This is a genomic window from Armatimonadota bacterium (assembly GCA_022563855.1).
Lineage (GTDB): Bacteria > Armatimonadota > Fimbriimonadia > Fimbriimonadales > Fimbriimonadaceae > JADFMN01.
On the sequence record JADFMN010000002.1, the window covers coordinates 164458 to 178427 of the forward strand.

Annotated in this window: 7 protein-coding genes; all 7 read left to right on the forward strand. The window is 60.0% G+C overall.

Annotation, left to right across the window (positions count from 1 at the left end):
* Nucleotides 1-17: 17 nt before the first annotated feature.
* The 7 genes from IH944_03195 to IH944_03225 all read left to right on the forward strand — a co-directional run bounded on the left by IH944_03195 (nucleotide 18) and on the right by IH944_03225 (nucleotide 13939).
* Nucleotides 18-3281: a molybdopterin-dependent oxidoreductase gene (locus IH944_03195; GenBank protein ID MCH7903554.1), complete on the forward strand. Its 3264-nt coding sequence runs from the start codon at nucleotides 18-20 to the stop codon at nucleotides 3279-3281.
* A 30-nt stretch (nucleotides 3282-3311) separates the two neighbouring features.
* Nucleotides 3312-4328, forward strand: a complete 1017-nt coding sequence (locus tag IH944_03200) for a hypothetical protein (protein ID MCH7903555.1) — start codon at nucleotides 3312-3314, stop codon at nucleotides 4326-4328.
* 367 nt (nucleotides 4329-4695) lie between these two features.
* A complete protein-coding gene (locus tag IH944_03205; GenBank protein ID MCH7903556.1) occupies nucleotides 4696-5550 on the forward strand; it encodes a hypothetical protein in 855 nt (284 codons plus the stop codon).
* Between the two features lie 819 nt (nucleotides 5551-6369).
* On the forward strand, nucleotides 6370-7710 hold the full coding sequence (locus tag IH944_03210; GenBank protein MCH7903557.1) for a TolC family protein: 1341 nt from the start codon (nucleotides 6370-6372) through the stop codon (nucleotides 7708-7710).
* Nucleotides 7711-7786: 76 nt separating this feature from the next.
* The gene (locus IH944_03215; GenBank protein ID MCH7903558.1) at nucleotides 7787-8410 is read left to right on the forward strand and encodes a hypothetical protein; all 624 of its coding nucleotides are present in this window, start codon (nucleotides 7787-7789) and stop codon (nucleotides 8408-8410) included.
* 15 nt (nucleotides 8411-8425) lie between these two features.
* Nucleotides 8426-10510 carry an efflux RND transporter periplasmic adaptor subunit gene (locus IH944_03220; GenBank protein MCH7903559.1) on the forward strand — a complete coding sequence of 695 codons (2085 nt, stop codon included), beginning with the start codon at nucleotides 8426-8428 and terminating at the stop codon, nucleotides 10508-10510.
* 285 nt (nucleotides 10511-10795) lie between these two features.
* Nucleotides 10796-13939 carry an efflux RND transporter permease subunit gene (locus IH944_03225; GenBank protein MCH7903560.1) on the forward strand — a complete coding sequence of 1048 codons (3144 nt, stop codon included), beginning with the start codon at nucleotides 10796-10798 and terminating at the stop codon, nucleotides 13937-13939.
* Nucleotides 13940-13970: the final 31 nt, after the last annotated feature.

Sequence of the window (13970 nt, forward strand, 5' to 3'; positions counted from 1 at the left end):
AGGTGAGTGAAAACGTCATGTCAAAGAAGAAAGCAGAAACTCCGAAACTGTCGCGACGCGACCTCCTCACGTCGACGGTGCTATTGGGCAGCGGTGCGCTTGTCGCAGGCTGCGATAGGGCTAGAATCATGGGATGGGGAGGCGAGGTCGGCGACTACGATCTCAACAACCCCGAGAACATCATCAACACGGTCTGCCTACAGTGCAACACGGGATGCGGCATCAAGGTCAAGTTCCACGACGGCGTGGCCTCGAAGATCGACGGCAACCCGTTGGCGCCTCAGTGCCTCTACCCGCACCTGCCGGCGAACACCTCTCCGTGGGACATGGCAGGCATCGACGGCGCCATCTGTCCGAAGGGGCAGGCCGGCCTGCAGTCCGTCTACGACCCATATCGGATCCGCAAGGTCCTCAAGCGCGCCGGCAAACGCGGCGAGAACAAGTGGGAGAGCATCGAGTTCGACCAGGCAGTCACCGAGATCGTCAGGGGCGGAAAACTGTTCAGCAAAGTCCCCGGCGAGGAGAACCGCCACGTCGAGGGCCTGGACGAGATCATGGCCCTGAAGGATCCAGTCGTCGCCAAGTCGCTCGCCTCGGACATCACCGCTCTGACAAGGAAGATCAGGAATCTTCGGAAGGCGAACGGAGTCGATGCGGACGTCACGCCGCTCGTCGAGGAGTTCAAGGCCAAGCACCGGGATCACCTCGACGTCCTGATCGACCCTGACCATCCTGACCTCGGTCCCAAGAACAACCAGTTGGTGTTCAACTGGGGTCGCTTGAAGCACGGAAGGTCCGACTTCATCAAGCGGTTCGTCAACGATTCGTTCGGCTCCACGAACACGCACGGCCACACGACCGTCTGCCAGGGAAGCCTGTACTTCACAGGCCAGGCGATGATCCAGCAGTTCGGCTATGACAAAGCGTTCCAGAAGGCCGACTGGATCGGGACGAAGCACCTGTACTGGCAGGCGGACACTGGCAACTGCGAGTTCATCCTGTTCATCGGCGCGTCCCCGTTCGAGGGGAATTACGGGCCTCCGGGCCGCACGCCGCGCATCGTGAACAACATCAAGAGCGGAAAGATGAAGATCGCGGTTGCAGACCCGCGGTTCTCGAAAACTGCGGCGAAGGCGTGGAAGTGGCTGCCGATCAAGCCTGGCCACGAGTGCGCGTTCACGCACGCTATGATGAGATGGATCATCGAGAACAAACGGTACGACGCGAAGTACCTTTCGTGCGCGAACAAAGCCGCTGCGGACGAATCGGGCGAGCCCACTTGGTGCAACGCCTCCTGGCTCGTCAAGATCGGCGCAGACGGCAAGCCCGGGGCATTGCTGCGAGGCCACGAAATCGGTCTGGGAGCGCCGGAGCGGCGGACCGAGGGCGACGTGGAGTACGACTATCCATCGTTCGTCGTCCTGCAGAGCGGGACGCCGAAGGCGTTCGACACGAACGACAAGACGAACCCTGTGTACGGCGACGTCCTAGGGACGAAGACGTTCACCGGCACAGACGGCAGGACCTTCACGGTGAAGACCGCCTGCCAAGTCCTGCTCGAGTCCACACAGGAGCACACGATCGAAGAATGGGCCGACATCTGCGGCCTGAAGGCCGATGACATCGTCGACGTCGCGCGCGAGCTTACGAGCCACGGCAAGAAGGCGTGCGTCGACAGCCACCGCGGCGTCAGCCAGCACACGAACGGGTACTACAACGTCCTGTCCGCTTTCTCGATCAGCCTGCTCGTAGGCAACTACGATTGGAAGGGCGGCTTCATCAAGAAGCACTCTTGGAACGAGGACGGCACCAAGTACGGCGGGCAGCCGTTCCAGTGGAAGTCCACGCACGACGGCAAGATGAAGAAGATGGGGATCTCCATCATCCGGCACTTGGTCAGGTACGAGGACACGACGCTTTTTGAGGGGTATCCCGCGAAGCGTCCGTTCTACCCGTTGGCGACCGACATCTACCAGGAGATCATCCCGAGCATGGGCGACGGATACCCGTATCCGTGCAAGTGCCTGATCACCTACATGGGCTCGCCCGTATACGCGCTGCCGGCCGGTGACAAACTGATCCCGATCCTGACCGACACGAAGAAGATTCCGCTGTACATCGCCAACGACATAGTGGTCGGCGAGACTTCGATGTACGCCGACTACATCTTCCCCGACCTGTCCTACCTGGAGCGGTGGGAGTTTCAAGGGAGCCACCCGTCGTTCGCGAACAAGATCGCTCCGGTGCGCCAGCCGGCGGTCTCCCCGATTCCTGAGGAGGTCACCGTCTTCGGAGAGAGGCAGCCGATCTCGCTCGAGTCGATGCTGATGGCGTTCGCTGAGAAGCTGGGCAGCTCAGGCTTCGGTCCCGATGCGCTCGGTCCTGGAATGGACCTGACTAGGCAAGAGCACCTGTATCTCAAGATAGTCGCAAACATCGCGGCTGGCGAGAAGGAGGGCCAGATGCTCCCGGACGCGAGCAAGGAGGAGATGGCGCTGTTCGAGAAGGCCCGAAGGCACCTCCCGCCAAGCGTGTACGACGTAAACGTCTGGAAGGCGGCTGTCGGCGAAAAGGTGTGGCCGAAGGTCGTGTACGTCCTCAACCGGGGCGGACGATGGGAGGACTTCGAAGACGGCTACGAAGGAGAATGGGTCGCCCACAGGCACGGGAAGTTCCTGAACTTCTACGCAGAGAACACAGCGAGCGTAAAGAACTCGATGTCTGGAAAGAACTTCAGCGGCGTGGCGATTTACGAACAGCCCATGCAAGACTCGGCAGGGAACCTCATCGTCGAGGATCCCAAATACAACATGAAGCTCCTGACGTACCGCGAGATCACGGCTACGAAGTCGCGCACCTCCGGGAACTACTGGCTGTCAGCGATTCTGCCCGAGAACTCGCTGCTGATCAACGCAAAGGACGCGGGCAAACTCGGAATCTCGGACGGCGACTTGGTCAAAGTGACGTCTCCGTCCAACCCCGAGGGGTTCTGGGACCTGGCCAACGGACAAGTAGTGCCGTTGCACATCAAAGCGAAGGTCATGCAGGGAATGCGACCGGGTAACGTCTCCTTCGCGCTGGGGTTCGGCCACTGGGCGTACGGAGCGGCAGATATAGAGATCGACGGACAGACTGTGAAGGGCGACGCTCGGAGATCCCGCGGCTGCCACCTGAACGCAGCGAACCGCGTCGATCCGATCCTCAAGAACGTCTCTCTCACCGATCACATCGGCGCGAGCGTCGCGTTCTACGACTCGATGGTAAAAGTAGCGAGGGTTTAACTTCCCTTAACGAACAGAAGGTATCAAACCATGAAGATGAAACTACGGAAGATGATCGTGATCGCTGTCGGACTCGGCGCAGCATCTGCTGCACTCTCCCAGAGCGGATCTGACCCAGGCAAGATCTCTGGCACGGTGTTCGGAGACATCTACTACGTCGGAGGGCACCACGACAACTCGATAGAAGGAATGAACGGCTTCTGGTTCCGCAGGATCTACCTGACGTACGACCGAACGATCGATGAGAACCTTATGCTGCGGCTCAGATTCGAGGCGGCGAGTCCGGGAGACTTTAGCTCGAGCAGCAAGATGACGCCGTTCTTCAAAGACGCCTACCTGAAGTTCACCGAGAACGACATGACCTACTACCTCGGTCTCCACGTGACGCCGACTTGGTCGACGCTGGAGAACGCGTTCGGGTATCGGCCGATCGAGAAGACTCCGCTCGACCTGTTCAAGCTGGGGTCCTCGCGGGACCAGGGCGTATCAGTGCAAGGCAAACTGGGCAGCGCCACGAAGTACACGCTCATGATTGGCAACGGCAGCGGCACAGGCGGCGAGACGGACGCTGGCAAGACGATCTATCTCTCGCTGGATCACAAGGTGTCCGACAGCGTGTCGGTCATGGTGTACAGAGACTTCTGGGACAAGCCTGGGCACACGGACCGGGAAACGACACAGGTATTTCTTGCGTATAAGAAAGGCGGCTTTCGAGCCGGCCTGCTGTGGGCGGACCAGCGGAGGCAGGTAAGCGGCGGAGGAAACTTCACGGTAAGCCTCTGGTCCCTGTACGCAGACGTTAGAGTCTCGGACAGGTCGAAACTCTTCGTCCGCGTCGACAAGCTCAATGCGCCTGTGCCGGGCGCCGAGAATATCTCGTACCTGTCGCTTTCGCCGGACGCGATACCGACGCTCTACATAGTCGGTCTGGACATGGAGGTGAGAGAGAACGTCCGGTTCATTCCGAACATCGAGTTCGTGACGTACGACGGGTCAGGCGTCGCTGACAACGTGTTCGTCCGCATGACGTTTTCCGTCAAGTTCTAAGGACGCAGAACGCCGGAAGGGTGCTCGCCATCTTGCCTGCATTTGCGTGAAGGAGGCGGCGACCAAATGGCCAGGTTCACTTGAACCTCAAAGGGAATCTGGCGAAGAGAGAGGGAGTCCTCCACCCGATTGAAGGTGCGTCTTGGTAAAAACCGGGTAGTAACGGGGCACTAATCCTTAGTACAGGAGTAGTTCGTGTCGTGCAAAACATCGTGAAGGAACAGTCGGCATATGTATACGGTACGCACGACAACATGCACTTTTCCGATCCATCTAGGCCCGAGCCGCGCTTGGACAGGTATCCTAGCTGAGGAACGTGTTCGGGAGATGGCGGTGTTGAACCGCGACACGGAGAGGTGAAATCCAAATGAACGGGATTCTAGGTAAATCAGTCGTCAAGTCCATTGCGCTTCTTGTCGGCATGTGTGCAACGGTGTCGCCCGCGTGGGCGCACGTGACCCTGCAGGCTCCGAACGGGGGCGAAGTGCTGGGAGTGGGTTGCACAGTCGAGATCCGCTGGCGAATCGACATCCAGCACAACCAGTTGAATTGGGACCTCTGGTATTCCACAACCGGTTCCGGAGGCCCTTGGATTGCGATCGCTATGGATCTGCCGCCCGGAAGCTTCGCTGTCGGCAGTATTCACACCTACGATTGGACCGTGCCCGATGACGCCTCGAATCAAGTGAGGGTTCGGGTCCGCATGGATAACTCTGGTACGGACTATTACGACATCAGCAACGGCGATCTCTCGATCGTGCCGCCCACGCGTCCTGACAGCTTCTGGCTTTTCCGCGGGATTCTGACTGGCGGCGGGCTGAACGAACTGCTTGCGAGCGACGACAGCTGGATGACGGTTCGACCGGGGATCACGCTGGGGCAGACTGAGCCCTCAGTGCAGCTAATCGTCATCGGTACTGCTCCGACGGAAAACCCCACCGAGCTTCGGTTCAGAGTGGAGGCCCACGCCGACATCAACAACATCGGTCAATGGATCGAACTGTTTAACTACATCACGAATTCGTACGATCTTGTCGACTTCATGATCGCGACGACGGTAGATTCGATCGTCGAGGTCACCATCACAAACGATCCATGGCGGTACGTACAGGCGGGCACGAAGGAGATGACAGCCAAGGTCAGCTACCTGGAAGCCGGCATAATACTCTCATACCCGTGGCTGGTCAGCATCGATCAGACGGTGTGGATCATCTGCGACTAAAGTCAGATTGGCACGATCGAAGGTTCTCAAAATTCGTGACTCGTTTGCGATCAGGGTAGCGCCACGACCTCGTACGCCGACGATCTGCGGAGGCTGTTCTCCATACCGGTGGGAAGGGATTCCCGGTACTCGCTCGCGATGCAATTTGCCGGCTTGACCACGCACGACGATGAACTGGCAGCAACGCGTCATCTATCCCGTTCATTCGAAGCGAAGGACAGCCGTCGGCGATCTTGCCGCAACGACACGCTCGCAAAACGTGTTGTGGTAGCCTAGTATCGTGTTCAGTTGGCACAGACCGGCAAAAGCTCTGGTGGCCGCGCTCGCGCTCCTTGCGCTAGCGGCCCCAAGCGCGTTCGCCATGTTCTGTGCCTTGGATTCCAGCGTTGTTCATTCTCACTCCAAGGCAGGGCACGATCCCGAGAGCCACCACCACGGTAGCCACGATGGGTCGAACAGCTCCGAGAGTCACGATGGACATCACGGCGACCAGGACGAAGATTCCGCCAACTGCTGTCAACAGCTGTTCTGGTCCGGCACCGAACTAGTAGTCGCCGGGGCAGTCGCTTTCCGCTTACCGACTTCTACCGATCTTCCGGTTATCCTTCTAGCGGGCCCGGCTATCGAGGTCCGGCTTACCCCGACAACGGAGCCTGGAATCTTCAGTCAGGACTCTGGACCACCGTATCGGCGACCGCCGTGTTCGTTTTTTGGTCGCGCCCCTCCTGTGCACGTTGCGTAACCGCCTGCCCGCCATAACTGGCGAGCGGGGTTCGTCGTTGACGCAAGTCCCTTACTTTTAAGCACAGATAATCATAAATGTTGAACATCATCGCCTCTTTGGCGGTCGCGATCAGTCAGGCGCAGGCCGTCAAGCCTCCGCTCGCCGCCGGGGTTGTTTCCGACGAAGCGAGCCACGGCGTTGAGTCACAAGACTCGAATTATCAGCTCGCCTTCACGCTGGAGGACGCCATTGCGTTCGGAGTTGCTCACAGTCCTGTGCTTGCCGCAGCCCGAGCACGCGTCGCCGCAGGGCGTGGTCGTCTACTAAGCGCTCGCTCGCTCCTGCCGCTTGAATTCGATCCTGGTATATCGATCGGTGGCGAAGAAGCAGTCGCGGTCGTCACGCAAGTGTTTGAAATCAGTGGCCGCCGTTCAGCACGGACCGCCGTCGCTCAGCACGAGCTGAAGATCGACCAGAGACAGTACGATGCGGCCGAGCGGGATCTCGTGAGAGACATCAAGTCGGCTTACGCCGACCTTGTCCAGACCCAAAGCGGGGTACTAGTCGCAATCGACGTCGCCGATGTGATTGGACGGCTCCGCGACAGCGTTGAAAAGCAGGTCGAAGTCGGCGAAATTCCGGCCCAAGAGCTAGTCAAAGCTAACATCGAATTCTCGCGGGCAGAGCTAGAGACATTGCGGGCGCGGAGCGTGCGCGACAGGGCCAGTCAAGTCTTCAACGTAACCATCGGAAGGGCAGTGGAGCTTCCAACGACAGCTGCTGAACCGACGACTTTCGCTCGCCTCGTCGCCGAACTCGACGAACTGATAGCAGAAGCCCAGCGGTCGCGTCCGGAAATCGCAGCAGCCCAGTCAGCCGTAAGCGCTGCCAAGGCAAACGTCGGATTGGAGAGATCGGACTACCGGCCGGATCTTGAGCTGAGCCTGCTCCAGAACACCGACGTGAGGAGTCGAGACTTCTACAATCCACGATCGACCGGGCTCAGCTTGTCGCTTGTATTTCCGATCTTTGACACAGGGCGCATCCGAGGCAGAGTCCGCGAGGCAGAGTCCCATGTGAAGGAAATGGAGTACGTCTTGATCGACACACGATTCCGCGTGTCACTGGACGTGGCCGACGCTTTCACCCGCGTTCGAATGACCGAGACTCTCGTTTCCCGCTATGTGGACGCGATTCTGCCGAGTGCGCAAGATCTTCTTGCCAAAGCGGAGTTCGGCTACGCCCGCGGTGGATCGACCTTGCTCGAATTCTTGGAAGCACAGCGCACGTACAGATCGACGCAGCTCGAGTACTTGGTCGCGCTCGCAGACAACGCCAAGGCACGCGCCGACCTCGACCGAGCGGTCGGCCGGGGGCTCGCTCCGGCAACAACAAGTTTCAACCAAGACACGTCCGTGAACGGAGGTCATCAATGAAGAGAACCTTAGTTCTGAGGCTGCCACGGAGGGCAGCTAGACCAGTACCGTTCGCGGAGAAATCCAGGAGCCTATCATGATTAAAAAACTGAAAAAACTGCCGCTTTTGTCGGCAATACTCGCCTTTGCTGCCGTTTTCGCGGTCGTCGCATTCGTCGCCGGCTGCGGCCCGTCTGACTCCGACGAGTCCGGCGATGGCTCAAGTACCGTGGACGCGAGCGACGTCGGAACATCCGGCACAACCGCCGCGGACAACCATGACGATGACGACGAGGATCATCTCGATGACGAGGATGACGACGAACACCACGATGATGAGGATGATGACGGCCATGGCGAGGACGGAGAGTCCGACCTCTCCTCCGCATCCTTCGATGACGTGGTAGCCGTCTGGGCCGAGGTCATGACTTTGAAAACAGAGCTGGACGGCATAATTGCCTCCAAGGAGCTCTTAGACGTCCACAAGGCTGCGTTCGCGATCCGAGACCTCGTCAAAATGCTGCCGGACAAGTCGCACGATCTCTCTGGCGACGCAAAAGCCGACCTAGCCAAAGGCGTCGGATCGGTCGTCAGCCTCGCAGCTGAACTTGACGAAGCCGGAGACGACGAAAAGCAGGACGAGACTGAGGCGCTCAACAAGCGGCTTCAGACCGTCCTTGACGCGATCGCGGAGATCTATCCGGAGGGAGCGCTGAAGTAGGAGGCGGTGAGCAACATGGGCAAATGCATTCGTAAGGTACAGGCAAAGGGCGTTCTGCTCGGCGGGCTCGCGCTGCTCGCGCTGACGCCTTCGTATGCCTTTGCCCAGTCTGCGGGAGCGGAGATCGTCGTTCCTGACGTACAGATCGACATCAAGATTGTTGACACGAGCAAGTTCGACGCCTTGGCAGGAGGCGAAGTACCGCTCGTAGGGGCTGAGGTTCGTCTCGACATCAACAGGGACGGCGAGCTCTTTAGTGGCGGGCCGTTAGAGGAAGCAGAAGTTTCGGGAAGGTACTCCGTTGAGGTGTGGCTCGATGCGAACGGGCCGTACGAGTTTCACTGGTACATCACTCCCGAGGACTCGCCGGGGTTTGATTTCGTGACCCCCGTCATAGTCGCGGGCGTGCCGGAGAGCACTGCGTTTTTGTCGGGCTGGCGACTTTGGGCGGCAGGACTGGTCCTGTTGGCCGCTCTGGCCGCTGCGTTTGCATTCGGCAAGCTCAGCGCACGCGGTAAGCGCGGTATCGCCGCTGGAGCGGGGGCCGTGTTGATCGCGCTGTCCCTCTTGCCGAGTTCCACTAGTGCCCACGCGGGCCATGACGCGGCCGAGAGCGCCCCCGGAACCGTCTACGCCGACCTGAAAGTCGGGTTCGGGGACTTGGGAACGACCAGCATCGAAAAGATGGTCGGCGACTACCGCGTGAGGATCGAGATCAAGGTGCTCTTTCCGACGCCGTTCGATCCAAATCGCCTCACGCTGACCGAAGAGCAGGCCATGGTGCTGGGAATCAAGACCGAAAAGGTCGAGCGCAGCGATCTGAAGTCGGGGCTTGCCGTGACCGGCTCGATACATCCTAACCCGGCAAACGTCGTCACGATCACCAGTCGAGCGGCCGGCAAGCTTCGGTCTGTGCTTGCCAACGTCGGTGACCGAGTGGTGGCCGGCCAAGTTCTCGCACTGGTCGAGTCGTCGGAGATCGCGGACGCCCAGGGGGCTTACGCAGCTGCAACAGCGAACTTGACAGCCGTCGAGTCAGCGCACCGACAGGCAGTAGCCATGGTTGCGGTAGCGGAGCGCCAGTTGTCGCAACAGCAGGAGCTTGCCGCAGCAGGAGTGTTCTCCGAAGCGCCCGTGCAAACGGCGCTCGCACAAAAGGCAGAGGCCGATTCCGAACTAGCTTCTGCAAGAGCGGACCTCGCTTCGCACACTAAGGCGCTGGCTCGGTTGCAGGAGTTGTTCGACGAAGGGATCCGTTCCAAAGCGGAGCTTGAAGCGGCACAGCTTGAAGTCGAACTGGACAAGGCTCGACTAGCGCAAGCCCAATCGCGGGCGGATTTGGCCGATGTTTCATTGAAGCGCCAGCAGGAGCTCGCCAGGACGAACGTTCTGGACCGTAAGGAGCTGATCGCCGTCGAAACCGCGCTGGACATGGCGCGGCTCGACCTCGATCAAGCACAGGCGAACGTCGACAGCGCCCGCGTTGCCGCGACGATTGCGCGCTCTGGCCTTGGTGCCTTCGGCGTCGCCCCCGGTGATGGAAACCTGTTGCGGTTGAGAGCCCCGATCGATGGAGTGGTCACGGAGCGGGAGGCCAATGTCGGCGAGACCGTCGGAACCGAAAACGCGCTCTTCGAGATCCTGAACCCTTCCGTCGTTTGGGTCGAGGGTGACGTCTTTGAGATCGATCTGCCACGGGTTCGGGTCGATATGCAGGCGCAGATCACAACGGACGCAGTGCCCGACCGAATCTTCGAAGGCAGAGTCAGCTACATAGCCGCAATCGTGAATCCAGAGACCCGCGCTATTCGCGTCCGCGTCGCCGTCCCGAACCCCGATGGACTCTTGCGGCCTGGAATGTTCGTTCGTGCGCTGTTCGTCAGTGGCGTGGCGCAGGCCATCACCGTCCCGGATGAGGCGGTCCAAAAGGACGCTGGCATGTTCGTGGTCTACGTCAAGAACGGCGACGTGTATGAGCGCCGCGAGGTCGCCGTTGGAGATAGCGCGATGGGACGCACCGAGATCAAGTCGGGCATCGAGCCGGGGGAGCTAGTCGTAACGAGCGGCGCATACCAGCTCAAGTCCATCGGAAAACCGTGATGAAAGTTCGAGCGTTACTTTGTAGGACGAGCGTGGTTCGTGGCGCGGGGCTGTGGCCTATGACGCACGTGGCATGGGCTTCCAGCCCATGTGTGGTTCGGGCATCTTGCCCGAAGGAACGCGCCAGGGAGCAAGGTCTGCGGAGGGATTCCCGGTGCAGGCCCGGGGGCACGCACGGCCAGGATGTCCGTGCCACTCACGGGCGAGACGCCCGTGCTACGGGTTCTCCTCGTTCCTCGGCCCGAACCCGTTGCTTCGTAAGCCAGTCGCAAAGTTAGACCGCCTATGTTCAACCGCATCATCGCCTTCTCAATCAAGAACCGATTGCTGGTGCTGTGCGCCGCCGCCCTGCTTCTTGTCTACGGGGCGAAGCTCATACCGGACATGCCGGTTGACGTACTGCCGGACCTCAACCGGCCGACGGTGACGATATTCACCGAGGCTCCGGGTCTGGCTCCCGAAGAGGTCGAGGCGCTGGTCACGTTTCCGCTAGAGACGCTGGTCAACGGCGCCACCGGCGTGCAAAGAGTGCGGTCCGCATCCGGCATCGGGCTGTCGCTCGTATTTGTCGAGTTCGACTGGGGAACCGACATCTATCAAGACCGACAGATCGTCAACGAAAAGCTATCTCTCGCGGCGGAGAAGCTGCCAGAGGGGATCACGCCGGTCATGGGCCCGATCTCTTCGATCATGGGCGAGATCATGCTGATCGGCATGACGAGCGAAGGGGGCGTGCGGGAACCGTATGAGGTCCGCTCGCTAGCCGACTATGTCGTCAGGCTGCGCCTTCTGTCTGTTCCGGGGATAGCTCAGGTGACGGTGATCGGCGGCGGCACCCAGCAGTACCAAGTCCTGACCAATCCGTCGCGCCTGAAGCAGTACGGCGTCACCCTCAAAGAGCTGACGGAGGCCGTCGAGCAGTCTAACCAGAACTCTGCCGGCGGGTTCTTTCTGCAGTCCGACACAGAGTCGCTGATCCGCATCGTCGGGCGCGTGACGAATCTGGAGGACATCCGAAACTCCGTCGTGGCGGCCCACGACGGGGTGCCTGTGCTCGTCGGTCAGGTCGCGGACGTGCAGCTAGGGCACGGAATCCTCCGAGGCGACGCCAGCGTGAACGCGAAGCCAGCCGTCATCCTCAGCATCCAAAAACAGCCAGGGGCGAACACCGTCGAGCTGACGAAGGCGGTGGACGAAGCGCTCGCTGAGTTGCAAGAATCCCTTCCAGAGGACGTAAAGATCGACAGCCACGTGTTCCGGCAAGAGCGGTTCATCAACGCGGCCATCGACAACGTGACGGAGGCGATGCGAGACGGAGCGATCCTCGTAACGATCATCCTCTTCGTTTTCCTGCTCAATTTCAGGACCACGGTGATCTCGCTCGTCGCGATCCCCCTGTCGTTCGTATCGGCGGCCATCGTCATGGACGCGTTCGGGCTCACGATCAATACGATGACGCTCGGCGGGCTTGCCGTTGCGATCGGTGAACTGGTCGACGACAGCGTCGTCGGCGTTGAAAACGTATTTCGTCGTCTGCGCGAAAACCGCCAAAGCGCCAAACCACACTCGCCGCTGAGCGTGGTTTACCATGCCTCGAGGGAGGTCAGGAACTCGATCGTCTACGCGACAGTGATCATCTTCGTGGTGTTCATACCGCTGTTCGCGCTGGAAGGGGTCGAGGGGAAGATCTTCTTGCCTCTGGCTCTGGCGTACGTGGTCGCGCTCGCCGCGTCGATGATTGTGAGCCTGACCGTCACACCGGCGATGTGCGCCTATATGCTCGCTAAGTCGAAGGTGCTCGAGGCGAAGGAGTCATTCCTCGTAGTCTTCTTGAAAAAGATCAACAAGGTAGTTGTCCAGTGGGCGTTGCAGAGATCGGCATTCGTCATCGGGGCCGCCTTCCTATTGGTCGCGATCGCAGCCGGTCTATTCAGCGTGATGGGCAAAGAGTTCTTGCCGCCCTTCAATGAGGGAACCTTCACGATCAACGCGAGGATGGCGCCTGGGACGTCCCTTGAGGAGAGCAACCGTATTGGCAAGAGGATCGAAGAGGTCTTGCTGAGCATCCCGGAGATTAAGTCGACCGGACGGCGCACGGGCCGGGCCGAGCTCGACGATCACGCCGAGGGCGTCAACAACAGCGAGATCGAGGTCGAGCCGAGGGTCGAGGGCGGTAACAAGGACGCGCTGGCGGCGGATATCAGGATGCACTTGGCCGATTTTCCGGGAGTGGCGATCAACGTCGGCCAACCGATCTCGCACAGGATCGACCACCTGCTTTCGGGCGTTCGCTCACAGATCGCAGTCAAAGTGTTCGGCGACGACCTGGACGTCCTGCGCCAAAAGGCCGCGGAGATCCGAGACCAGATGGCGACCGTAGAGGGGATCACGGACCTGTCCATCGAGCCCCAGGTCGAAGTGCCGCAGATCAGAATCGACATCGACAGGAAGGAAGCCGCCCGCTATGGGCTCACCGTCGGTGAGATCGCTGAATCGCTGGAGACCGCCTTCAACGGACGTGTCGTGTCTCAGATTCTGCTTGGCCAGCGCACATACGACCTTGTCGTTTGGTATGACGAGGAGAGCCGCACCGATCTCAACGCGATAAAATCAACGCTGATCGACACCCCAGGCGGAGCGAAGATTCCGATCGGCCAGGTCGCAACAATCAAGGAGAGCACAGGGGCCAATACGGTCTACCGGGAAAACGTCCGGCGGCGGATCGTGATCCAGGCGAACACCGAGGGTCGAGACCTCAACAGCGTGATCAAAGAGGTCCAGTCGAAGGTCGCGCAGAACGTCGTACTTGACGAGGGGTACTTCATCCAATACGGTGGACAGTTCGAGAGCCAGCAGTCGGCTTCGAAGCGGTTGCTCGCACTCGGGGTCTTCTCGATCATCGGCGTCTTCCTTGTGCTTTACGTCGCGTTCAAGTCCACGCGATCAGCTCTTCAGGTGATGGTCAACCTGCCGCTCGCGCTCGTCGGAGGCGTGGTCGCGATCTTCTTGATGGGGGGGACGCTGTCGATCGCATCGATGGTCGGGTTCATCACGGTCTTCGGAATCGCGTCCCGCAACGGCATTCTGATGGTCTCGCACTACATCCACCTGATGGAGCATGAGGGCGAGACGTTCGGTGTGAAGATGATCGTCCGCGGCACCTTGGAGCGGCTGTCCCCTGTTCTGATGACGGCGTTGACCGCGTCGCTCGGACTGCTTCCGCTTGCGCTGGCAGTTGGCCAGACGGGCAAGGAGATCCAGCAGCCGATGGCGGTCGTGATTCTCGGCGGCCTGTTCACGTCTACGGTCCTGAGCCAAGTCGTAACGCCTGCGCTCTTCCTGCGCTTCGGACGCAAGGAGTGGGAGAACTACGTGCCCGGCGCGCCTGCCGAAGAAGAGGACATCACCGCGCCGCTGCCGACGGTGTAGGGTCGATTCGGACCGTGGTAACTACAGATAA

Coding starts and splice junctions, on each gene's coding strand:
- IH944_03195 (MCH7903554.1), top strand. CDS start 18: ATGTCAAAGAAGAAAGCAGAAACTCCGAAACTGTCGCGACGCGACCTC.
- IH944_03200 (MCH7903555.1), top strand. CDS start 3,312: ATGAAGATGAAACTACGGAAGATGATCGTGATCGCTGTCGGACTCGGC.
- IH944_03205 (MCH7903556.1), top strand. CDS start 4,696: ATGAACGGGATTCTAGGTAAATCAGTCGTCAAGTCCATTGCGCTTCTT.
- IH944_03210 (MCH7903557.1), top strand. CDS start 6,370: ATGTTGAACATCATCGCCTCTTTGGCGGTCGCGATCAGTCAGGCGCAG.
- IH944_03215 (MCH7903558.1), top strand. CDS start 7,787: ATGATTAAAAAACTGAAAAAACTGCCGCTTTTGTCGGCAATACTCGCC.
- IH944_03220 (MCH7903559.1), top strand. CDS start 8,426: ATGGGCAAATGCATTCGTAAGGTACAGGCAAAGGGCGTTCTGCTCGGC.
- IH944_03225 (MCH7903560.1), top strand. CDS start 10,796: ATGTTCAACCGCATCATCGCCTTCTCAATCAAGAACCGATTGCTGGTG.